This window comes from Streptobacillus notomytis, from assembly GCF_001902585.1.
GTDB classification, from domain to species: domain Bacteria; phylum Fusobacteriota; class Fusobacteriia; order Fusobacteriales; family Leptotrichiaceae; genus Streptobacillus; species Streptobacillus notomytis.
In genome coordinates this window covers 1-25,109 of sequence record NZ_LKKV01000101.1, presented here as the reverse complement: position 1 = coordinate 25,109, position 25,109 = coordinate 1, and the positions used below count along the sequence as shown (strand labels likewise).

Here is a 25,109-nt window from a genome sequence, read left to right as displayed (position 1 = left end):
CATTTGGATACTTTTCATCATATGTTTTAGGTTCAGCTTATTCAGCTCAATTCTATAATGCTATGGAAAAAGATATAGATATATCAAGTGAATTAGAAAATGCTAGATTTACTAATATTAATAGTTGGCTTAAAGAAAAAATTCATCAATTCGGTTCATTTAAAGATCCTAAAGATATAATATTAAATGCAACAGGAGAAGAATTTTTACCTAAATATTATTTAGATTATTTGAAAAATAAGTTTGCTAAAATATATGGAGTAGAGGTGAAATAATGGATAATAAAAAACTTAAAGCAGAATTTCATGATTTAGAAATTAAAAGTTTCGCAAGAGAAATGATAGAATTTATTGATGATTCACCTAGTACTTATCATGTTGTTGGAAATTGTTTGGCAATATTATCAGAAAACGAATTTGAGAGATTAGAATTAACAGATAAATGGGAATTAAAAAAAGGTGGAAAATATTTTATTGAAAGATCTAATTCATCAATTGTTGCCTTTACTATAGGTGAAAAATTAGATATAAGTAAAGGATTTAAAATATTTGGTTCTCATACAGATTCACCTGGATTTAGGATTAAACCTAATCCTGAGATGACAGTAAATGGATTAATAAGGTTAAATACAGAAGTTTATGGTGGCCCAATATTAAATACTTGGTTTGATAGGCCTTTATCTATAGCAGGTAGGGTAATAATAAGAACTAATAATGTATTTAAACCTGAGACTGTAAAAGTTAAAATAGATGAATCAATATTAATTATACCTAACTTAGCTATACATCAAAATAGAGAAGTTAATAATGGTATTAAAATAGATAAGCAAAAAGATTTATTACCAATAATAGGGTTAGTAAATGAAAGCTTTGAAAGAGATAATTACTTATTAAATATAATTTCACAAAAATGTAATATTAAAAAAGAAGATATACTTGATTTTGACCTATATGTATATGCAACAGAAAAAGGGTCTTTAGTAGGTATAAATGAAGAATTTGTGTCAGCACCTAAACTGGATAATTTAGTTTCAGTTTATGCAGGATTATTAGGATTAGTAGAGGCAGAAAATAATAGTAATCAAATTAATGTATTTGTTGGATTTGATAATGAAGAAATAGGTTCTGCTACAAAACAAGGAGCAGATTCTAATTATTTATCTAATATACTTGAGAGAATAATATATTCTCTTGGAATGGATAGAGACATTTTTCTTACTATGCTTTCTTCTTCATTTATTTTGTCAGCTGATGGAGCACATGCTGCTCATCCTGCATACTTAGGTAAAAGCGATCCTACTAATCTTGGGAAAATTAATGAAGGAATACAATTAAAAATAAGTGCAAACCAAAGATATACATCAGATGGGTTTTCTATAGCAGTAATAAAACAAATTATAGAAAAAACTGATATTAAAATACAATTCTTTGTAAATCAATCAAATGAAGTTGGAGGTTCAACTATAGGACCAATATCATCAACACACCTTGATATAGATTCAATAGATTTAGGAGTTCCTATGTTAGCAATGCATTCAGTTAGAGAATTATGTGGAGTACAAGACTTATTTTACTTAAAAGAGTTAGCAAAGGAATTTTTTAGTAAAAATTAACTCATAAAGGAGATCGATAATTGGAAAGAAGTGATATAATAATTAAAAATGTTTCAAAAAGTTTTGGAGGAGATAAAATTCTTAAAAACGTAAGTTTGGAAATTAAAAAAGGAGAGTTTTTTTCCATACTTGGACCTAGTGGTTGTGGAAAAACTACACTTTTAAGAATGATAGCAGGATTTATTTATCCTGATAGTGGGGAAATAATAGTTAATGGTGAAAGAATAGATAAGTTACCACCTGAAAAAAGAAATGTTAATACTGTTTTTCAAAACTATGCCCTATTTCCAACTATGTCTGTATACGATAATGTTGCATTTCCATTAAAATTAAAAGGTTTTGCAAAAGATGAAATAGAAAAAGAAGTTAATAAATATTTAGATTTAGTAGGATTATTGGAGCATAAAAAAAAGATGCCAGAAAATTTATCAGGTGGACAAAAACAAAGGGTTGCTATTGCAAGAGCTTTGATAGGAAAACCAGATGTATTATTACTTGATGAACCACTTTCAGCACTAGATGCTAAATTACGTCAAAAGTTATTAATAGAACTTGATACTATACATGATGAAGTAGGTATAACTTTCGTATTTGTAACCCATGATCAAGAAGAAGCTCTTTCAGTATCAGATAGAATAGCTGTAATGAATAAGGGTGATATTTTACAAATTGGAACACCTAATGAAATTTATGAAAAACCAAAAGATGAATTTATAGCAGACTTTATAGGAGAAACTAATTTTTTAACAGGAGAAATTACAGAAGTTTATGATAATTATGCAGTTGCAGTTTCAGATGAAATTGGAGAGTATAAGGTTGAATTAGATAAACCTGTTAAAATAGGAGATAGAGTTAAATTAACTTTAAGACCAGAAAAGATTAAAGTTGATGTTAAACCACCACGTGAAAACTCTAAATACAAAGTATTAAGAGGAGTAGTTGATGAAGTTATTTACTCTGGGTTTCAATCAAAACTATTTATTAAAGTTGAGGGATCAAATAGAATAATTAGAGCATTTGATCAACATAGAGAATTTTTGGAAGAAGAAGAATTATTTGAATGGAAAGAAAAGGTGTATTTCTACTGGAATTATGAAGATGCGTATCTAGTGGAGGTATTATAATGGCACGTAAAAATACATTACAAGAACAATCAACATTAAAATACTTATACTTCTTACCAATTACGATATGGATGAGTATATTTTTTGCAATACCAACAGCAATAATAGTATACTTTAGTTTTTTAAAAAAAGGTGCTTATGGTGGAATAGCAAGTTATACAACCTTTACTTTAAGGGCGTATATAGATATATTTTCATCAAAGGACATATTTAAGATAGTTTTAAAAACTTTAAATCTATCTTTGATAATAACAATAATTACAATACTGGTAGCTATACCTACAGCATATTTCATATCTCGTTCAAAGAGAAAAAATATGTGGTTATTATTAATAGTAATACCTTTTTGGACTAATTTTTTAGTTAGAATATTTTCAATAGTTGCATTGATAGGTAATAATGGTATATTAAATAAATTATTAGTAAAGATATTCTTTTTAGATAAACCGTTAGATTTATTATACAATAGAAATGCAGTAATAATAATATCTGTATATATATTACTACCTTATGCTATATTACCTTTATACACTGCAATAGAAAAATTCGATTTTTCACTAATAGATGCAGCAAGAGATTTAGGTGCAAATAATTTTATTGCACATATTAAAATATTTTTACCTGGAATAAAAAATGGTATAATTATAGCGTTAGTATTAACATTTGTTCCAGCAATAGGGTCATATGCCGTGCCAGATATTGTTGGTGGTACAGATGGTATAATGCTTGGAAATATTATTGCATCAAGAATGTTTAGTTTAAGAGATTGGCCATCAGCATCGGCTATTTCTACCTTATTTATACTTATTACTTCAATGTTTGTATGGTTAGGGATTAAAGCAGATAAGGATGGTGATGAATAATGAATGAAAAAAGAAAATTTTCTTTATTCTTTTTTGTGTTAGTTATGATATTTTTTTATTTACCAATAATAATGTTAATTATTTTATCATTTAATTCAAGTAAAGGTTATGAATTTAAATCATTTTCGTTAAGATGGTATATAGAATTATTTACTAAATCGCCAGGACTTTGGCAGGCTTTTGGAAGAAGTATAATCATAGCTGTATCTTCTTCAACAATTTCAGTAGTTATAGCAATATTAGGTGCTATAGGAATTAAATGGTATAATTTTAAAGTTAAATCATATGTTAAGATATTAAACTATATTCCACTGGTTATACCAGATTTAATAATAGGAGTATCATTACTATTATTCTTTAACATGAATTTTGCTAAAATACCTTTAGGTATGTTTACAATATTTATTGCACACACTACATTTAATATACCATTTTCATTGTTTATACTGATGTCAAGGTTATCTGAATTTGATTTTTCTATAGTAGAAGCTTCAAGAGATCTAGGTGCAACAGAATTACAAACATTAAATAAGATAATATTACCAACTATGATACCAGGTATAATATCAGCATTTTTAATGTCTTTAACACTATCGCTTGATGATTTTGTAATAACAAGCTTTGTTACAGGAAATAATTCTGATACTTTACCTATACAAATATATTCAATGTTAAAATTTGGTGTAAGTCCAACTATTAATGCTTTATCAACTATACTGATATTTGGCACTTTAGTATTAGCATTATCAAGTAGAAAATTACAAAAATATATGTTAAGTTAAGAAGGTTAGTAATAGGTATGTTTTTCATGGTAATTATCTTAGAATATTCATAACAGAGTTGTAATAGATTTTCATATTTAGTATAATGATATTATATAAAGAATAGAAAGGAAATATTATGAGAAAGATTATTTTAACAATATTATCAATGGTTACGATATTTGCTTGTAGTAGTATTAAATCAATGGATGTTGAAAATAAGGATTTTATTCTTGAAACTATAGAATACACTGAAAATAATGTTATAAATACCATAGGCAAAGGAATGGTTTTACAATTTAAATCAAAAAAATTATCAGGTAAAAGTTCTATAAACAACTTTTTTACTTCATATAAAATAGAGAATAATAAATTGATACTAGATGGTATAAATCTAACTAGAATGGCTGGAAGTCCAGAAGATATGGCTTTAGAAAGTGAATATTTAAATGCTTTATCAACTAATAAACATATTAGTAAAAAAGGAGAAAAATTAATACTTGAAGCTCAAAATGGAATGAAACTTGTATATATACAAGAATTAAATAATGGAAGTTTGGAAAATAAGAATTTCAAATTAATTAATAGTGAATTTAAAGAGGCTGAAATTACTATAGGATTTAAAGAAAATAATATTTTTGGTAAGAGTGGAATAAATAGATATTTCAGTAGTTATGAAACTGAAAATAATGTGTTGTTTTTACAAAATATAGGGACAACTTTAATGGCTGGAGCACCTGAACTTATGGAACTTGAGTCTAAATATCTAGGAATGTTAAATAATATAAATGGAATAAAATATGAAAACAAAATATTAACTCTTTATACTAAAGACAATCAAAAATTAATATTTGAAGAAATAAAATAGTAAAGATATATAAAAGGATTAATTTCTGCAATAAGCAGGAGTTAGTCCTTTTTTTAAAGTATTAATCGTTGACAAATAATAAGGTGGTAGGTATAATAATTATATATTATACATTAAGTGAGGATTTTATGAGTAGTAGGATATTTCGACTTTGTTTTGGAATGTTGTTTACAACAATAAGTTGTACATCATTTTATGCTGAAGAATATAGAGTTAAAAGTTTAAGAAAAAGTGCAGTAGAATATATACCGTTAAGTAATACTTCAAGATATAGTTTAGGTGTAAACGAAACTTTACAAGAAGTAAAAAAAGCCGAAACACCATTAAATGAAAATGAAAATCCTGTTACTATATATGAACTAATATTAACTAGATATACAAGAAAAAAAGCAAAAGAGAAATACAGTTTCCTACAAGAAAATTCAAATGAAAATTATAGTAATCCAAATGAAGAAGGTGGAGTTTTTAATAATCATGCCTTCAATGTAACAGAAGCATTTATGGACACAGATAATGATGGTTCTGTAAGTGAAGCTGAAAAAAATGTATTTAATAATAAAAATGTAAAAATAAAGTTAGCTAAACGTGATGATAATGATAATGTTATTAATACAGCAGGTATAATAAATATGTCATATAGTATTGTTAACTATAACAGAAATTTTGGATATTTATACAGTAATAGTAGGTATTTAGATAAAATATATCCTAGGGATATAAACTATTTAGAAGATTTTTTAACTAATAGATTAATTGATAAAAATTATGTATATAATGAAAGGTTATTAATAAGTGCTATAGGTAATGGTAATCATAGCACTATAAAAACAGAATTCTTTTCTAATAACATACTTAATATTTATCAAATAATGTCTCCTGATATGCAAGCACTTACTAGAAGTGAGAGTATATTTGTAAAAAATTCTTTTAGAACAAATGAAAAATTGGTAGAAAAATATAAAGATAAGATAAAAACATCATATATAGATTCTGATAATAATCAATATACAGAAAGGTATTTTGATGATCCACAAACTAAAGCCTTATTATTAAGATCAGCTACTGTTGGAGAAAATGGTTTATTGAAACCAGATAATGAACAAGATGAACCTAAATTTGGATCATCATTTTCATCACCAAGGATAGCAAGACTAGCTTATGATATTAAAGAAAAATATCCTTTCTTAACATACCAACAGGTAAAACAGGTAATACTTGGAACTGCAAACCATGCAAATGACGGGTATTTAAATGATAATGTAGGTTGGGGTAATGCAAATAGAGAAAAGGCGTTAAAAGGACCATCTGATTTCAATGCTGGTCTAATAGATGAAATGAAATATTTTAAGGGAAACTATGATAAAATATTTGATGAGAATGGAAATAGATACTTTTATGTAAATATAAAGAATGGAAAAGAGTATACTTTTGAAAATGATATAGTTAGTGGATTAAAAGGTGATGGAAAAGATACAACAAGTAAAATTGTGAAAATAAAGGGAGTAAAAAATTGGTATGATGGAGATTATTATGCTTTTGATTATGATTACAAAATTCCCAAGGTACTGGAAAGTGAAAAACTATTTTACTCTAATGTAGCCCAAGCAGGACTTAGAAAAGATGGAGAAGGAAAGCTTACATTAACAGGAAAACAAGAATATACTGCTCCTTCACAAGTATTAAATGGAACACTAGTTTTAAAAAATGATAGTAAATCAGATTACACTATAGCTGAAAAAGGAACATTAGTTGTAGAAAATAGAACAAATGATGAAAGTGAAATAAAACTAAAAAACATATATACAGATGGAAAATTAAAGATAGATAGTACTAAAACAAGTATAGATAAACTACATGGAACTCATACATCTGATGTAGAGTTTAGTGGAAAAGAAATAAACATAAAAGAGTTTAGAACAACTGGAGAATATATAGTAAGGTTAAAAGAAGAAGATATTAAAAATAATAATGAAATTACAGGACCTAAATTAGTTATGGAAAATTATCTAAAAGAGGATAGTGACTTTTTAAATAATTTGTCAAACCCATTTTTAAAACCAGTTGTAATAAATGATGATAAGATAGTAAATATAAAGTTTGTGAGTACATTAGAAGAAGAATTTAAAACATTGGATGAAATAGATGAAAATAAATTAAAGGACATACCAAGTTATGATACAAACAAGAAAATGTTCTTTAGTAGATATGGAGTAATGAAAGCTATACCAAGTTCTGTAAAATCAATGTTGTTAAGTTCAAGTAGTTCAGAAGTTAAAAATATATTTACAGATAATTATGCAAGTATAGTGGGGAATATAATAAAAAATGAGATAGATAATAAGTATAATAGGACAAATATAATATTAAATAACTTAGAAAAAGGAAATAGACTATACTTTGATACTTATGTGAGAACTAATATATTAAATGAGGAAAAATTTAGTCCATTTGTAGATAAGAATTATGGTGCAATAATAGGACATTCAAATAAGTTATCTAAGGATATCAAGTTAGACTTATATGGAATATATCAATATGGAAATGTGGAATTTAAAAATAGTGGAAGTAATAAAGCAAGAAGTATAAATAATCTATATAACATAGGTGGAAATGTAAGTGTAAAGTTTCTAAATAATTTTAAACTTAGTGCTGATAATAATATAGGATATAGTAAAAGTGATGTATATAATGAAACAAGTAATACTAATAAAAAGACAAACATATTACATAGTTTAAGTATAAACCCAAGTATAAGACTGGGAATGGAATTTAATATAAACTCTATAAATAGTGTATTAAAATCATATGTAGGTTATACATTTAATTATGTAATAGTATGGGGAAGAAAAGATGAAAGCATTACTTATACTGATATAATAAATGAATTAAGAAATATAGAAATAACAAACTTAATGAATCATAATGTAGAATTAGGAATAGAAATAGATAGTAAATTAAATAAGTATATAAGTGTACATAATAGATTAGTTTTTGATTATAACAGCCTTGAAAATATAAAGTTAAATCAGAGATTATCAGATAATTTACATAAGACAATAGGAAAAGGTTTAGATAAGATAAGTGCAAACTATAATTTAGGTGTAAAATTAAAGGTTATGGATGGTTTAAATGTAATAGGTAATGCAAACATAAATAGTAAATTAAATGTTGGATTAAATTTGGGGATAGATTACAATTTTTAAATAGGACGGTAGAAGTAAAATCTATCGTCTTTTTTTAAAGATTAAAGTGACATAAATATATGGATGAAAATAGAGCTATTTTTTAAAATATTCATTTTATGATATAATTTAAATAAAAAGGTGTAATTATGTTAAATAAGTTTGATGAATTTATTAATGAAAGAAAAGAATTTCAGAAAAGATCAGATAATGTATCTGAAGTAAAAATATTATGTGAAATAGTAAAAATGGTCAAGGATATTTATGGAGAAATGTCTAATGAATATATTTATTATTTAAATGAACTTGGTGGTTCTTCTAAATATATAGGAGAATATGAATTAGGTATTAAAAATTTAAAAGAAGCCCTTTCTTTAATAGAAGTTAGAGAAGGTAAAAGATCTGTTGCTTATGCTACATCTTTACTTAATCTTGCTGAAGTATATAGATTTAGAGGAGATTTAGATAAAATAGAGAGTATATATTTAGAAAGCTTATCTATTTTTGATGAAAATAATATGCAAAAAGAATATATCTATGCAGGTTTATGTAACAATATTGGACTTTTTTATCAAAACTTGGGTAAGATAGATAAATCAATTCCATATCATGAGATAAGCCTTAATATATTATTAGATATGCCAGATCATTTAGTTGAACTTGCAACCACATACAATAATTTAGTTATACCATATAAGGAAAAGGGAGAGCTTAAAAAGGCTTATTCCAACTTAAATAATGCATTAGAAATATATGAAGTTACTTTAGGTAAGGAACATTCTATGTATGGTGCAGCGTTAAATAATAAGGCTATACTTAAGTTTGAAGAAAGGGATTATGTAAGTGCTTTAAATATTTTTGAAATAGCACTAGAAATTACAAGAAAATCTTTTGGAGAAAATAGTTTAAATTACAATAATCTATTATCTAATGTAGAATGTATTAGAGAAATAGTTAATAAAAATCAACAAGTAGTAGAATTAGAGGTTACAAGTGATTCAAAACTTATAGATAAATCAAGAGAATATACTAAAAAATATATTTTACCTAAGATTAAGGAAAAAAATGAGACTTTATTATCTAAGATTACTATAGCTTTAATAGGAGAAGGATCAGAAATAATAGGATGTGATGATGAGTATTCAAAAGATCATGATTATACATTTATGCCTATAATTTTTTTAAATGATGAAGATTATGAAAAACATCATAGAGATCTTGAGGATATATTATTATCTTTACCACAAGAATTTTTAGGTATAAAACATATAAGTAATGATGTAGTAAATGAAAGACGTGGAGTTAAAAAAATAGGAGAGTATATATATAGGTTTATAGGTAAAGAAAATGCTGATTTAAGTATAGAAGATTATAGGAAAATACCAGAACATGCTCTATTTGCATTAACAAGTGGTGAAATATTTTTTTCAGGTAATGATGAATTAACTAACATATTATCTAGATTAAAATATTATCCTAATGTTATTAGAGAAAATAAGATTGCAACAGTATGTACACGTATTGCACAAAGTGGACAGTATAATTATTTAAGATTAATGAAAAGAGAAGATAAAATTGCATCTAATATGGCAAAAACAATCTTTATAGAAAATGTGATACATTTAATATACTTATTAAATTTTAAATACATGCCTTTTTATAAGTGGTCAGCAAGAGGATTGAAAGATTTACCTATTTTAGGTAAGGAGATGGAAAAAAGAATACTTGAATTAATAGATAATACATCATTAGATAAATATCAAATTTCTAATAGAATGGAAGAAATATGCTACTTTCTTGTAGAGGAAATCAAAAAACAGGGTCTAAGTAAAGAAAAAGGATATTTTTTAATAAATCATGCAATAGCAATACAAAAGAGTATAGATGATGAGTTTTTAAAGTTATGGACAGCATTTGAAGATTAGGAGATAATATGGAAAAAGAAGAACTTATAAATGAAATAATAGTTAGAGAATGGGAAATGTTTAAAGTATTAAAAAATACAGGTGGACCTGCAGAATGCCAGAATAATAAACCTGAATTTGAGGTTATGAGAAAAGGGCAATGGGATAATTTGCCACTTAATATACTTAATAGTTATCTTATAGACTTAAAAAAAGCAGAAGAAATAGGAAGAAACTTATTAGAAGAAAAATATATTAGAATGATGGAATTTTCAGCTCCAAAAGAATTTGAAGAAGTTAAACATTTACTACCTTTATTATCACCTGGTATAGAGGTATTAATTAAAAAAATAGAAAAAATATATCTTTCATGGGGTGATGAATTTGAAGGTAAATTCCCTAAATTTTCAAAATTATGCAGACCTTTAAGAAGTGAAGGAGATAAACCTGAAAGAGCTTCTGTACAAACATACCTAAGAGGAGAATTATGTAGTTATTCTTTAAAAACAGTATTGTTTTATTCTGATTATATAGAAGAATGTGTAAAAAAAGGAATTAATTTAATTTATGAAACACATAAAGAAGTTGTGAAAATGAAGGGCTTTGAGTCTATAGAATCAGTAGAAAATGCGCTTGTAATATAGTGATAAAATGTGTTAGAATATTAGATAGAAAATAAAAATTAGGAGGAAAAATGTTAAAGATTACTTTGCCAGATGGAGCACTGAGAGAAGTAGAGAATATGAGTGTTATAGAATTTGCTAAAACTATCTCTACTAGTTTAGCTAAGAAAACTGTTGGAGCCTTCTTTAATGGAACCCAAGTAGATATTACATATAACTTAGATGAAGATGGAATTTTAGAATTAATAACAACTGATAGTCAAAAAGGATTAGAAATTTTAAGACATAGCTCTGCTCATGTTATGGCTGAAGCTGTAATTAGTTTATTCCCTAATACTAAGGTGACAATAGGACCTGCTATAGAAAATGGGTTTTATTATGATTTTGATACAGAAAGACCATTTACTGAAGAAGACTTAGTTAATATAGAAAAAGAAATGAAAAAAATAATTAAATTAAATGAAAAATTTTCAAGAGAAGTTTGGAGTAGAGAAAAAGCTAGAGCTTATTTTGAAAATAAAGGTCAAAGCTATAAAGTAGAAATACTTGATTCACTTGAAGGAGAAGAATTTACTATATATACTCAAGGTAAATTTGTCGATCTTTGTAGAGGAACACATCTTCCTTCAACAGGGTATATTAAAGCGTTTAAATTATTAAACTCTGCAGGTGCTTATTGGAGAGGAGATTCTAATAATAAGATGCTTCAAAGGGTTTATGGTATATCTTTTTATAGTCAAGATGAATTAGATGCATATATAAAACAGGTTGAAGAAGCTGAAAGAAGAGATCATAGAAAATTAGGTAAACAACTTAATTTATTCTTCATAGATGAACATGGACCGGGATTTCCATTTTTCATGCCTAAGGGGACAAGATTATTTAATAGATTACAACAATTATGGAGAATAGAACATAATAAACAAGGGTATGATGAAATTAAAACTCCTATAATGTTAGATAAAGAGTTATGGGAAATTTCAGGACATTGGTTTAATTATAGAGAAAATATGTATGTTTCTGAAATAGATGAGAAAGTTTATGCAATTAAACCTATGAATTGCCCAGGTTCTATAATAGCTTATAAAAATAATTTACATTCATATAAGGATTTACCTTTAAAATATGCTGAAATGGGACATGTACATAGACATGAATTTTCAGGAGCATTACATGGATTAATGAGAGTTAGAGCATTTACTCAAGATGATGCACATGTTTTCTGTACTCCTGATCAAATTAAAGATAGCATTAAAGAAATTGTAAATCTTTATGATAAATATTATAGATTATTTGGATTTGATTTCCATGTAGAATTATCAACTAAACCTGAAAAGGCTGTAGGAGATGCTAAAGTTTGGGAAATTTCTGAAAAAGCATTAGAAGAAACATTAAAAGAATTAGGTATAAATTATAAGATTAATGCAGGAGACGGGGCATTTTATGGTCCTAAGATAGACTTTAAAATGAAAGATTCTATAGGAAGAATTTGGCAAACTGGAACTATACAGCTTGATATGAATTTACCAACTAGATTTAATATGAGCTATATAGGTAAAGATGGAGAAAAACATGAACCTGTAATGATACATAGAGCTATGTTTGGATCTTTAGAAAGATTTATGGGTATATTAATAGAACATTATGCAGGAGCATTCCCTGTTTGGCTTGCACCAACGCAAGTAAAAATAATGACTATATCTGCAGAACAAGTAGAATATGCAACTAAATTACATAAAAAATTAATTGATTTAGGAGTATATGCAGAATTAGATATTAGAGATGAAAAAATTGGGTATAAGATAAGAGAAGCAAATGGAGATCAAAAAATACCAGTTCAACTTGTAATTGGTAAAAATGAAATGTTAGAAAATACAGTAAATGTTAGAAGATTTGGTTCAACTGATAGTGTAACTAAAAAAGCTGATGAATTTATAACTGAATTACTTGATGAAATCAACATAAAATTTTAGTTAATAAAAGGAGAAAAAATGTATAATGAAAGAAATTTAAATGAAAAGATTGAAGCAGGGATATTAGGTTCATATTTATGGATGGGTATAGGACTTTTAATTACTTTTGGAATTATGTATTATTCATTGTATTCTAAAGAACTTGTGAGCATATCTTTTGGTTTACAAAGATTTGCAATATTACTTATGATAGTTATAGCGTTACTTATGAGATATATAGTTGTAAATTCAAGTTCTTTTGTTTTAAAATTATTATTTATAGGATATTCAATATTTTTAGGTATATTACTTATCCCTATAATGTATATTTATGAAATGACATCTATAATTACTTTAATAGGAGCTTCATCTGCTATGTTTGTAGGTATGAGTGCTTATGGATATTTTACAAGAAATAACCTACAAGTTTATTCAAAATACTTATTTGGTGCTCTATTAGGAATAATAGTAATGTCTATTTTAAATGTTTATATATTTAAAAGTAATTCTGGAGACATGTTACTTTCTATGGTAGGGTTATTTGTGTTTGTAATATACACATCAGTAGACACTCAAAGAATTAAAAGTATGATATTAGATGCATATTATGAAGGAGATAGAGAATTAGTAGATAAGGTTAAAATTTTTGGAGCTTTAATGCTTTATTCTGACTTTATTAATATATTCCTTCGTATGTTATCATTATTTGGAAAAAGAAGAGATTAATATATAATTATTAATGAAATGAGAAGGGGAAGTATAATGAAGTCATTTTTAAAATATCCAGGTGGTAAACAAAAAGAAACTGCAATTATAAAATAAAAGCTACCTAGTAAAATATGTGATTATTATGAACCTTTTATAGGTGGTGGTTCTGTTTATTTATCGCTTGATTTTAATGGCAAATATTATATAAACGATTTATCTGAAGACTTAATAAGCGTATATAATTATATAAAAAATCAAAATAAATTATTCTTTGAAGAATTAGAAAAAATAAATCATAACATAAAATTAAGTAAAGAAATATCAATGGAAAATGCATGTGATTTATATATAAAATATAAAAATGGTTTAGAATATTATGATGAATTTTTAGAACATTTTTTATCTAATGTTAAAATAAATGATTTAGATAATTTGAAAAAAGCTATAATTTCTTCTTTAAAAATTAAATTAAAATCAATTGATAAGATAAATAAAGAAGATGATGAAAAAAGAGTAGAAATATTTAAGAATATAAGAAATGGAATAAATTCAGGACTTTATACTTATTATAGAAGATTGTACAATGATTTGAAACATGAAGATAAAAAAGAACTGAAATCAGCAATTTTTTACTATATAAGAGATTTTTGTTTTTCATCAATGTTTAGGTATAATAGTAATGGAGATTTTAATGTTCCTTATGGTGGCATAAGTTATGATAATAAAGATTTAGGTAAAAAATTGAATTTTTAAAAAATAAAGATATAATATTGAAGTTAAAAAGAACTGTAATTGGAAATGAAGACTTTGAAATATTTTTTAAAAATAATAAACCTAAAAAACATGATTTTATATTTTTAGATCCACCTTATGATACTGAATTTTCTACTTATGATAACAATCCTTTTGTTTTAGAAGATCAAATAAGACTTAGAAATTTTTGTAAGAAAACAAAAGCGAATTTTATGTTAATAATAAAAGAAACAGATTTTATTTTAGAATTATATAAAGATTTTAATATAAAAAAATTGAAAAAAATTATACAGTAAATTTTAAAAATAGAAATAATAAGGATGTAAAGCATCTTTTGATTGTAAACTATTAAACAAATTAAATCTAAAATCAATATGAAATAAAAATAGAACTGCACCCAAAATCTTATGAAAAAGGATTAGTGTGCAGTTTTTGTTTAAATATAACAAGAATTGAAAAACTAATAAAATTGTGTTAAAATATAAAGTAATGAAAAGAGTGGAGTAAGTAATTTTAAAGGACTTTTAGTAAGAGTTTTTTAATGTTATTTGCTCACTCTTATAAAATATTAAAATAGGAGGACAAAATGTTTGATAAAAAAATCTACATCTTAGATGTAGCAGGAAAAGAAGTAAAAATTGAAACAGGAGAAATTGCAAGACAAGCAGGAGGCTCTGTTCTAGTAACTAAAGGAGGAACAACAGTACTTGTTACAGCTACTAGAAGTAAAGAAGTAAGAGAAGGGCAAGATTTTTTTCCATTAACTGTAGACTATATTGAAAAATTTTATGCTACAGGGAAATTTCCAGGTGGATTTATAAAACGTGAATCTAAACCTTCAACAGAAGAGATTTTAATTTCAAGATTAATTGATAGACCAATAAGACCTTTATTTCCAGAAGGATTTTTTAATGCAGTGCATGTAGTAATTAATGTAGTTAGCTCTGATGGTATTAATATGCCAGAAGATATAGCTACTATAGGTGTATCATTTGCTCTAGGATTATCAGATATTCCATTTAGTGGACCTGTTGCAGGTCTTACTGTAGGATATATGAATGGAGAATACATTATTAATCCAGATAAAGAACAAAGAGATAATATGGATATTTACTTATCTGTTGCAGGGACTAAAAGTGCTATAACTATGGTTGAGGCAGGAGCAAATGAAGTAAGTGAAGAAGAAATGTTAAATGCTATTATGTTGGGGCATGAAGAAATTAAAAAAATATGTGAACAACAAGAAATTATTTTAAATACTTTAGCAGTAGAAAAAATGGAATTTAAAGGTATTAGTTATGATGAAAGAGTAACATCTTTTTTAGATAAATACCAAGTTGAATTAAAAAATGCAATTTTAGTGCCAGGTAAATTAGAAAAATATGAGGCTATAGATAATTTATATGATAGCTTACTTTCTACATTTAAATTAGAAATAGCAAAAGAAATATTATCAAAAGAAAAAACAGAAGAAGAAAGATTGTTAGAATTAATTGGAGAAAATAAAGAAAAATCTATAGATGAGTTAGTTAAAGAATTTAAAAAATACTATCATGACTTAGAAAAGAAAATAGTAAGAGAATTGATAATATTTGATAAATATAGAGCAGATGGAAGAAAAATTGATGAAATTAGACCATTAAATGCTCAAATTGATGTACTTAAAATACCTCATGGTTCAGCTCTGTTTACTCGTGGAGAAACACAAGCTTTAGTTACAGTAACTTTAGGTTCTAAGGAAGATGAACAAATAATAGATGGTATGGAAGGGGAGTATAATAAGAAATTCTTCTTACACTATAATTTCCCACCATTTTCAGTTGGAGAAGCAGGGTTTATGAGAGCTCCAGGAAGAAGAGAATTAGGACATGGTAATTTAGCTGAAAGAGCACTTAAAGCAGTAATGCCTTCAATAGATGATTTTCCATATACAGTTAGATTAGTATCTGAAATAACAGAATCTAATGGTTCATCATCTCAAGCTTCTATATGTGGTGGTTCTCTTGCATTAATGGCAGCAGGTATTCCTATAAGAGGAACAGTAGCAGGTATTGCAATGGGATTAATTAAAGAAGAAGAAAACTTTACAGTACTTACAGATATTCAAGGTTTAGAAGATCATTTAGGAGATATGGACTTTAAAGTTGCAGGAACTAAAAAAGGTATTACTGCTATACAAATGGATATCAAAATAGAAGGTATTAATAAAGAAATAATGGAAATAGCATTAACTCAAGCACATAAAGGAAGAATGCATATTATAGGGGTTATGGAAGCAATTATAGAAGAACCAAGACCAAACTTACCAGAAAATGCACCTAAAATAATTAATTTAAGAATAGATCCAAGTAAGATAGCTGGATTAATAGGACCAGCAGGTAAAATAATTAAATCTATTATTGAAGAAACTGGAGTTAAGATTGATGTTGAAGATGATGGAAGAGTATCTATATTCGGTGTAGATCAAGAAAAAATGAATAGGGCATTTGAACTTGTAACACAGTATACACTTACAGTTGAATTAGATAAGGTATATAAAGGAAGAATTACTAAACTTGCAAAATTTGGAGCATTTGTTGAAATAGCACCAGGAAGCGAAGGACTATTACATATATCTGAAATATCACATAAGAGAATTAAACAAGTTGAAGATGTTTTAAAAGTTGATGATATAGTTGATGTTAAGGTAATAGCTTTAGAGGATAATAATAAATTTAGTTTAAGTATGAAAGCATTAATAGAAAAGGAAGAAGAAGTTAAAGAAGAAATTTCAAATGAAGGAGAGTAAGACTATGATAAGTAAACTTAATTTACCAAATAAATTAACTTTAATAAGAATATTATTAACACCAATATTAATTTTACTGATGTTATTTAAATATGGTAGTAATCATGCCTCTATTTTAGAAGTAATATTTCTACATATTTTAGTTGTTTTACTTTTTGCAACAATAGCGTTAACAGATTTTTTTGATGGATATATAGCAAGAAGGGATAACTTAGTTACTAATTTTGGTAAATTGCTTGATCCTATAGCAGATAAAGTATTTGTATTTTCAGTATTAATAGTACTTGTTAAGTATAATATACTTTCAATATGGTTAGTATTAATATTACTTATTAGAGAATTTGTTGTTATGGCTATTAGAATGTTAATATTAGAAAATGGTGGTGAGGTTGTAGCTGCAAGTTCAACGGCTAAATTAAAAACTGCTACTCAAATTATAGCATTATTATTCATACTTATTTTACCTTTTGGTAAGGTTATTAATTCTATAGTTTTATTTCCTTCGGTAATATTTTCTGTAATTTCAATGTTAGAATATTATCAATTAGTAAAAAAATACCTAATGGAGGATATGTAATTGGAATTTAAACAAAGTATAGAAGAAGTATTGAAAAAAGAAAATGTAGATAGGAAATTAGGTCTTAGTGAGGAAGAAGTAAAAAAAAGACTTGAAATATATGGAGAAAATAAGTTAGAGGAAACTAAGAAAAAAACTTTAATTTCAAGATTTATAGACCAATTAAAAGATGTATTAATTTATGTATTAATTATTGCATCAATATTAAATGTAGTAGCACATTATCCGGATGGATTTACAGAAGCCGGAATAATATTAATGGTTGTATTAATTAATGCTGTAGTAGGAGTTATTCAAGAAGCTAAGGCTGAAAAAACTCTTGAAGCATTAAAAAAATTATCATCTCCAAGGGCAGTAGTTAAAAGAGAAGGCAAAATATATGAAATAGACTCTAAATATTTAGTACCTGGAGATATATTAATAATAGATGCAGGTAGATTTATACCAGCAGATTTAAGATTAATAGAAACTCAGAATTTACAGGTTGAAGAATCTGCATTTACAGGTGAATCACATGTGGTAAATAAGGATGCTAAATATATATCAGAAAAAGATAATATACCTATGGGAGATAAGATTAATTTAGCTTATTCATCAACACTTGTAACTTATGGAAGAGGAGAAGGTGTAGTTATTAAAACTGGAATGAATACAGAAATAGGTAAAATAGCTAAAGCTTTAAATTCTGATGAAGATAGCACTACACCACTGCAAAAAAAACTTGATAAATTAGGTAAAACATTAGGATATATAGCAATAATTGTATGTATAATTATATTTGGTTTAGGTGTACTTCAAGGTAGAGGTGCTACTCAAATGATGATTACTGCTGTTTCTCTTGCTGTTGCAGCCATACCAGAGGGATTAGTTGCTATAGTTGCTATAGTACTTTCTACTGGTGTAACTAGAATGAGTAGGAATAGGGCAATAGTTAAAAGATTACCAGCTGTTGAAACTTTAGGTTCTGTTAATGTTATTTGTTCAGATAAAACTGGAACATTAACTCAGAATAAGATGACAGTAGTTAAAGATTATTCTATGGATAATAAAGAATTACTAATATCAGGACTTTCTCTTTGTTCAGATGCTACCGAAACAGTTGGAGATCCAACGGAAATAGCTTTAGTAGTTTATGCAAATAAGCATGGATTAAATAAAGATGATTTAAATATTAAAAATAAACGTGTAAATGAGTTTGCATTTGATTCAGATAGGAAATTAATGTCAACTTTACATGAAAATGGAAATGAATATATTTCATTTACTAAAGGTGCTATAGATAATATTATTTCACTATGTAAATATATTAAGATAGGCAATGAAGTAGTAGAACTTACAGATGAGTATAAGGCACATATTTTAGAAAAAAGTATAGAAATGTCTAATGAAGCTTTAAGAGTTTTAGGACTGGGATATAAGGAAAGTGATGTATACTTAGAAAAGGAAGATTTAGAAAAAGATTTAGTATTAGTTGGTATAGTTGGTATGATAGATCCACCAAGAGAAGAAGTTAAAGCTTCAATATTAACTGCTCAAAAAGCAGGAATTAAAGTTGTTATGATAACAGGTGATCATAAAAATACTGCTGTTGCTATAGCTAAGGAATTAAATATTGCAAAAGATATTTCAGAGAGTATAACAGGACCTGAAATAGATGAATTAGATAAGAAATATTTTTATGATAATGTGGATAAATACTCTGTATTTGCAAGAGTATCACCTGAACATAAGGTTAATATAGTTGAAGCATTAAAACTAAAAGGGAACATAGTATCTATGACAGGAGATGGGGTTAATGATGCACCATCACTTAAAAAGGCTGATATAGGAGTTGCTATGGGTATTACTGGAACAGATGTTTCTAAAGGTGCTGCTGATATGATATTATTAGATGATAATTTTACAACTATAGTTAAAGCTGTAGAAGAAGGTAGAAATATATATAATAATATTAAGAAAACAATAATGTTCTTACTTTCATGTAATTTAGGAGAAGTAATATGTATATTCTTTGCAACGTTAATGGGATTACCTATTCCTTTAATTGCAACACAGTTATTGTGGATTAATCTTGTTACTGATACTCTTCCAGCTATTTCATTAGGACTTGATCCTGGCAATAAATTAGTTATGAATGAAAAACCACGTAACCCTAAGGAAAGCTTTTTTGCAAGAGGGGCAGCTATTCGTGCAATTATAGGTGGTTCATTAATAGGAATATTTACATTACTTGCCTTTTATATAGCTTTAAGAGAAGAAGGGTTTAGAACTTTAGCTGAGATTAGAAGTCTTACTGAAGGACATCGTGCTCTAATTCATGCAAGAACTATGGCATTTATTGTACTTACAGTTTCACAATTATTTTATTCATATACTATGAGAGTAGAAGATATAACTACATTAAAAGTCGGATTATTTACTAATAAGTACTTAAATATATCTTTTGTTATAGGTATTATTTTACAGATTTTATTAATAAATATACCTTTTTTAGCAAACATATTTAAGGTACAACGTTTAGGAATTTTTGATTGGGATATAGTTATAATCTTAGCAATTATTCCGTTTATAATAAATGAAATAATAAAAGTATTTATTAAATTTAAAAGATAGGTAAGGAGGAGCTGAATTTATGAAAAAGCTAATATATTTTTTATGTATATTTTTAATATCATGTTCTAAAAATGTTCAAGAAAAAGTTAGTGTTGACAAATTAGATGAAAATGGTATAGAAGTAGAAATTGTTAGTGTAGATTCAGCTCATTTTACTAAAATATTAGATAGTAAAAATAATATAAATAATATGCATTTTACTAGAAATGAACTTAATAAATTTAATGATAAAAATATAGATGCAAATCAAGTATATAGATATATAAAAGAAGCAAAAAATGGAGATGCTAATGCGATCAATTCACTTTCATATATATATTATCTTTTAGAAGATAATGTAAAATTAAAGGAAATATTAGAGTTAGGTCTTAAAAATAATGTGAAGGAAGCAATATTTAATTTAGCATTATTAGAGTTAGGTAGAGGTAATTATGAAAAAGCATTATTACATTTTAATAAATTACCTAAGAATTATAAGAAAAAGGAAATAGAAAGTTTCAAAATAGCAATATATTTAAATATTGCTTCAATTGCATTAAAAAATAAAGATTATGATAAAGGTGCTTTAAACTTAATTAATGCATATAATTTAGAGTTTAAAGAATTAGATTATGAAATTGCTAATGTGTATAGAACTAAAGGTGATGAGGAAAATCTAATTAAATGGTTAATAATAGCATCGAATAATAAGAATATTAATGCTAAAAAAGACCTTGCTGAAATATATTATCATAACGATCAAATTTATAAAGCACTTAAATTATTTGAAGAATTATACATGGTAGGTGAAATAGAATATGCAAGAATGCTATATTTTGTTAATTATAGGTTATTAAATAATAAAGAAGCACTTAAATGGTATAAGATATCAAGAAGTTTAGGTATAGTTGAAAGAAATTTAGAATTAGAAAAATTAAAAGGTTTCTATAATTAATTATAAAGAAAAGATATATAAAAATAAGAGGTAAAAATGAAAAAAATCATATTATCTATTTTATTTACTACTTTTTCTTTTTCATTTTCTATAAATTTATCTAAAAAGTTAGAAGATGAGATGTATAATATCTTAAATGAAGATTATAGGATATATAAAAGTATGTATATAGGAGATGATAAGAATAATAAATATTATTCCCATAATGAAACAAGTGTAAGACCTTTGGCATCACTAACTAAGATTATGACAGCATTAATAGTATTTGATGATATACAAGAAGGTAAATATGGACTTGATAGAAAAGTTGTAGTTAGTAAGGAAGCTTCTAAGGTCCCATATGGAGTAGTTATTAAGGCCAAAAAGGTGTATACTATAGAAGAATTATTACATTTATTATTAATAAACTCATCTAATTCTTCTGCACATCAACTAGCCTTATTTTCCAGTAATGGAGATATAGATGAATTTGTTTATAAAATGAATGAAAAAGCTAGAGCTTTAGGGCTTAGATCCCTAAAATTTAAAACACCTCATGGATTACCACCAGTAAATACAAATAAGGGAATGGATGTTGGTAATGCAAGAGATATATATTTATTAGCACTTATTGCTTTAAATAACCCAAAATTGCTTGAAATATCAAAAAAATATTCTTATGAAACTTCTGATGGAATTAAAATTAAATCAACTAATACCTTAGTTCAATTTGATGAAGTTTTTGGACTCAAAACAGGCTTTCATAGAAGAGCAGGATACAATATAGTATATTTAATTGATAATGGAAATGAAAAGATAGTGCAGGTAATTTTAGGATCAAATACTATTAATAGTAGAGAAAGGCTAGGATTAAAAACTTTAGAATTAATGAAAGAGAGTGAGGAAGAATGAAACCATACTTATTTAAAATAGGAAATTTTGAAATTAGAATTTATTCATTAATGTATATTATCTCCTTATTTTTGGGAATATTTATTGCAAAAAAAGATGAGATTTCAAGAAAAAGAGGGATTAATGAAAATATAGTTGAAGATTATGCATACTTTGCAATTGTTAGTGGATTAATAGGAGCAAGAATGTATTATGTGTTACTTAAATGGGATTATTATAGTCAAAATTTATTAGAAATCCTTAAAGTATGGAATGGAGGACTTGCAATACATGGAGGAATTATAGGTGGATTAATAGGAACTATAATTTTTGCGAAAATGAAAAATGTAAATCCATTAGTATTAATGGATATGGCAGTAGGGCCTTTGATTTTAGGACAAGGACTTGGAAGAATAGGAAATTTAGCAAATGGAGAAATACATGGATTTCCAACTATTACACCATTTTCAGTAATATTAAAAGGGAATTTTACAAGTTGGTGGCAAGAATTTCAAGCTATGTCTTTAATGAAACAACTTGAATTTAAAGAATTAGTACCTTGGGGTATTAAATTTCCATTAGATACACCAGCTGGTCAAGAATTTCCTAACATGAGTTTACATCCAGCTATGATATATGAAATGATACTTAATTTTATTGCCTTTTATATAATATGGTTTGTATTTAGGAAAAAAGAATATTCAAAAGGAATACTTACTATGATATATATTATTTCATATGGTATTATTAGAATAATTGTTTCAACATTTAGGGCAGAGGATTTATTAATAAAGGGTATAAGAGCACCATATATAGTAAGTTTAATAATGATATTAATTGGAATATTAGGAATTTTATATTTAAGAAAGAAAAATAATAAATCTTTAGGTTAATTTGAAAGGAGATATTATGAGAAGTTTATCAGGAATACAACCTAGTGGAGTGCTTCACTTAGGTAATTATTTTGGAGCTTTAAAACAATTTGTTGATTTACAAGATAATTATGAAGGACTTTATTTTGTAGCTGATTATCATTCGCTTACAAGTCAAATAAATCCAGAAACATTAAAAACACAAAGCATGAATGTAGTTATGGACTATATAGCAGCAGGATTAGATCCTAAAAAATCTACAATATTTTTACAATCATCTATACCATTACATACAGAACTTATGTGGATATTATCTAATCTTACACCCATGGCATTACTTGAAAGAGGGCATGCATATAAGGATAAGGTGGCAAAAGGTATAAAAGCAAATGTTGGATTATTTAATTATCCTGTATTAATGGCAGCAGATATTTTACTTTATCAACCTGATTTTGTTCCAGTAGGGAGAGATCAAAAACAACATATTGAATTTACTAGAGATTTTGCCGTTAAATTTAATGAATTTTATGGAAAAGAAGTATTTAAATTACCTGAAGCTTTAATACTTGATAATGTTGCAACTGTTGTGGGTACAGATGGTGAAAAAATGTCTAAATCATATGGGAATATAATAAATATGTATGCCCCTGAAAAAGTATTGAAAAAGCAAGTTATGAGTATAGTTACAGACTCAGCAGGACTTGAGGATTCTAAAAATCCAGATAATAATATCACTAAATTATATTCTTTATTTGCTGATGAAAATGAAATAAAGGCTATGAAAGAAAAATTTGTAGCAGGAAATTATGGATATGGTCATGCTAAAAAAGAATTGTTAGAAAGAATTTTAGATTATTTCAAGGAGCAAAGAGAAAGAAGAATAGCTTTAGAAAATAATTTAGATTATGTGAAAGAAGTATTAAGAAATGGTAGAGAAAGAGCTAATAAAATAGCATTAGATAAAATGATAGAAGTAAGAAAAGCTGTTGGACTTATAGGTGATGAGATATGAGAAAAATATTAGTAGCAATATTTATGGGATTATTTTTATTATCTTGTTCTAGTATAAAGATATCAACATCTTCAATTAAAAATTCTCTTTCTAAAAGATTTGATGGTGAGCAAAATTTCTATATTTTTAAAGCTGAAACTAAAGTAACTAGAGTATTTGTTGAAAATAAGAAGTTGAATATAGAAGTAGGGCTTAAATTAAAAAAATTAGATGAACCTATACTTGCTTTAATTGAAACTGAATTAAAATACTATCCTCCAAAACTATATGCTACAAATGCAAATATTAGAAGTATTTCTAATGCCAAATATGAAAAAGTTATGAAAGATATATTTAGTATAATAGTTAATACCATATTAATTAATAAAGAAATATTAAATGTTGGTGAAACTATTAATCCTGATAAAATTAAAAATATATATGTAGGAGATAATGCAATAGTAGTTGAATTTAAATAAAAAAATATGATATAATGAAGATAATTAGGAGGAAAATATGGGATTTTTGTGTCGTTTATTCGGTAAATGTAAAAAAGAAGCAGTTAAGAAAAATAATGAAATTAAGATTGTATCACCAATAGATGGAAAGGTAATTCCGTTAGAAGAAGTTCCAGATCCAACATTTGCACAAGCATTACTTGGTAATGGTATAGGTATTGAACCTTTAAAAAGTGGTGTAGTTAAATCACCAGTAGATGGGACTATTATACAATTATTTGAAACTAAGCATGCTTTTGTAGTTGAAACTGAAGATAGAGTTCAAGTGTTAACACATTTTGGATTAAACACAGTTAAATTAAAAGGAGAAGGGTTTGAAATAATTGCTAAAGAAGGAAGTAAAGTTAAAGCAGGGGATCCTATAGTTAAATTTGATTATGATTTCTTAAAATCTAATGCAGATTCTTTAATAACACCTGTTGTTATACTTGAAACTGAGGAATATAAATCAGTTATACCAGTAAAAGGAATTGATACAGCAATTTCAGGAGAAACAGTAATAATTAATATAGAAAAGTAATTATGTAAAATGAATATATTTAATATATATTCATTTTTTTAATTATACATATATTCGTATTTAATTTCTATATATA

At 26.2% G+C, this 25,109-nt stretch carries 21 protein-coding genes and 2 pseudogenes; all 23 read left to right on the top strand.

The window, feature by feature from the left end:
• Positions 1-275: pseudogene (locus BUE91_RS05180) on the top strand (carboxypeptidase M32); the annotation flags it as partial.
• Complete coding sequence (locus tag BUE91_RS05175) at positions 275-1,612, top strand: M18 family aminopeptidase (RefSeq protein ID WP_073508164.1); 1,338 nt, start codon at positions 275-277, stop codon at positions 1,610-1,612. The pseudogene BUE91_RS05180 and the gene BUE91_RS05175, both read left to right, overlap by 1 nt.
• A 20-nt stretch (positions 1,613-1,632) precedes the next feature.
• On the top strand, positions 1,633-2,736 hold the full coding sequence (locus BUE91_RS05170) for an ABC transporter ATP-binding protein (protein WP_073508163.1): 1,104 nt from the start codon (positions 1,633-1,635) through the stop codon (positions 2,734-2,736).
• Positions 2,736-3,599: an ABC transporter permease gene (locus BUE91_RS05165; RefSeq protein ID WP_066899284.1), complete on the top strand. Its 864-nt coding sequence runs from the start codon at positions 2,736-2,738 to the stop codon at positions 3,597-3,599. The genes BUE91_RS05170 and BUE91_RS05165 overlap by 1 nt, the downstream gene beginning before the upstream one ends.
• Entirely contained in the window at positions 3,599-4,381 is a 783-nt protein-coding gene (locus BUE91_RS05160; protein WP_066899282.1) for an ABC transporter permease, read from the top strand. Before BUE91_RS05165 ends, BUE91_RS05160 begins: the two co-directional genes overlap by 1 nt.
• Before the next feature lie 118 nt (positions 4,382-4,499).
• Positions 4,500-5,228 carry an META domain-containing protein gene (locus BUE91_RS05155; protein WP_066899280.1) on the top strand — a complete coding sequence of 243 codons (729 nt, stop codon included), beginning with the start codon at positions 4,500-4,502 and terminating at the stop codon, positions 5,226-5,228.
• Between the two features lie 128 nt (positions 5,229-5,356).
• Positions 5,357-8,431 carry a S8 family serine peptidase gene (locus BUE91_RS05150; RefSeq protein ID WP_143605294.1) on the top strand — a complete coding sequence of 1,025 codons (3,075 nt, stop codon included), beginning with the start codon at positions 5,357-5,359 and terminating at the stop codon, positions 8,429-8,431.
• A gap of 128 nt (positions 8,432-8,559) precedes the next feature.
• Complete coding sequence (locus BUE91_RS05145; RefSeq protein ID WP_073508162.1) at positions 8,560-10,335, top strand: DUF4037 domain-containing protein; 1,776 nt, start codon at positions 8,560-8,562, stop codon at positions 10,333-10,335.
• A gap of 8 nt (positions 10,336-10,343) precedes the next feature.
• Positions 10,344-10,958, top strand: a complete 615-nt coding sequence (locus tag BUE91_RS05140) for a DUF4125 family protein (protein WP_073508161.1) — start codon at positions 10,344-10,346, stop codon at positions 10,956-10,958.
• 50 nt (positions 10,959-11,008) lie between these two features.
• Positions 11,009-12,910, top strand: coding sequence for a threonine--tRNA ligase (gene thrS, locus BUE91_RS05135; protein ID WP_073508160.1), 1,902 nt, complete (start codon positions 11,009-11,011; stop codon positions 12,908-12,910).
• Positions 12,911-12,928: 18 nt separating this feature from the next.
• Positions 12,929-13,615 (top strand): Bax inhibitor-1/YccA family protein, encoded by a 687-nt coding sequence (locus BUE91_RS05130; protein WP_066899270.1) that lies wholly within the window; start codon positions 12,929-12,931, stop codon positions 13,613-13,615.
• A gap of 111 nt (positions 13,616-13,726) precedes the next feature.
• Positions 13,727-13,894 (top strand): annotated as a pseudogene (locus BUE91_RS07770) (DNA adenine methylase); the annotation flags it as partial.
• A gap of 27 nt (positions 13,895-13,921) precedes the next feature.
• Positions 13,922-14,350 (top strand): DNA adenine methylase, encoded by a 429-nt coding sequence (locus tag BUE91_RS07530; RefSeq protein ID WP_073508159.1) that lies wholly within the window; start codon positions 13,922-13,924, stop codon positions 14,348-14,350.
• 17 nt (positions 14,351-14,367) lie between these two features.
• On the top strand, positions 14,368-14,646 hold the full coding sequence (locus BUE91_RS07525; RefSeq protein WP_180370686.1) for a DNA adenine methylase: 279 nt from the start codon (positions 14,368-14,370) through the stop codon (positions 14,644-14,646).
• Positions 14,647-14,936: 290 nt separating this feature from the next.
• The gene (gene pnp / locus BUE91_RS05110) at positions 14,937-17,138 is read left to right on the top strand and encodes a polyribonucleotide nucleotidyltransferase (protein WP_073508158.1); all 2,202 of its coding nucleotides are present in this window, start codon (positions 14,937-14,939) and stop codon (positions 17,136-17,138) included.
• A gap of 4 nt (positions 17,139-17,142) precedes the next feature.
• On the top strand, positions 17,143-17,715 hold the full coding sequence (gene pgsA / locus BUE91_RS05105) for a CDP-diacylglycerol--glycerol-3-phosphate 3-phosphatidyltransferase (RefSeq protein WP_073508157.1): 573 nt from the start codon (positions 17,143-17,145) through the stop codon (positions 17,713-17,715).
• Positions 17,716-20,328, top strand: coding sequence for a cation-translocating P-type ATPase (locus BUE91_RS05100; protein WP_073508156.1), 2,613 nt, complete (start codon positions 17,716-17,718; stop codon positions 20,326-20,328).
• Between the two features lie 19 nt (positions 20,329-20,347).
• Positions 20,348-21,262 carry a tetratricopeptide repeat protein gene (locus BUE91_RS05095; protein ID WP_066899254.1) on the top strand — a complete coding sequence of 305 codons (915 nt, stop codon included), beginning with the start codon at positions 20,348-20,350 and terminating at the stop codon, positions 21,260-21,262.
• A gap of 36 nt (positions 21,263-21,298) precedes the next feature.
• Positions 21,299-22,153, top strand: a complete 855-nt coding sequence (locus tag BUE91_RS05090; protein WP_073508155.1) for a D-alanyl-D-alanine carboxypeptidase family protein — start codon at positions 21,299-21,301, stop codon at positions 22,151-22,153.
• Positions 22,150-23,025: a prolipoprotein diacylglyceryl transferase gene (gene lgt, locus BUE91_RS05085; protein WP_073508154.1), complete on the top strand. Its 876-nt coding sequence runs from the start codon at positions 22,150-22,152 to the stop codon at positions 23,023-23,025. Before BUE91_RS05090 ends, lgt begins: the two co-directional genes overlap by 4 nt.
• 16 nt (positions 23,026-23,041) lie before the next feature.
• The gene (trpS, locus tag BUE91_RS05080; protein ID WP_143605296.1) at positions 23,042-24,016 is read left to right on the top strand and encodes a tryptophan--tRNA ligase; all 975 of its coding nucleotides are present in this window, start codon (positions 23,042-23,044) and stop codon (positions 24,014-24,016) included.
• On the top strand, positions 24,013-24,474 hold the full coding sequence (locus BUE91_RS05075) for a hypothetical protein (RefSeq protein WP_073508153.1): 462 nt from the start codon (positions 24,013-24,015) through the stop codon (positions 24,472-24,474). The genes trpS and BUE91_RS05075 overlap by 4 nt, the downstream gene beginning before the upstream one ends.
• 37 nt (positions 24,475-24,511) lie before the next feature.
• Entirely contained in the window at positions 24,512-25,033 is a 522-nt protein-coding gene (locus tag BUE91_RS05070; protein WP_072592798.1) for a PTS sugar transporter subunit IIA, read from the top strand.
• Positions 25,034-25,109 lie beyond the last annotated feature (76 nt).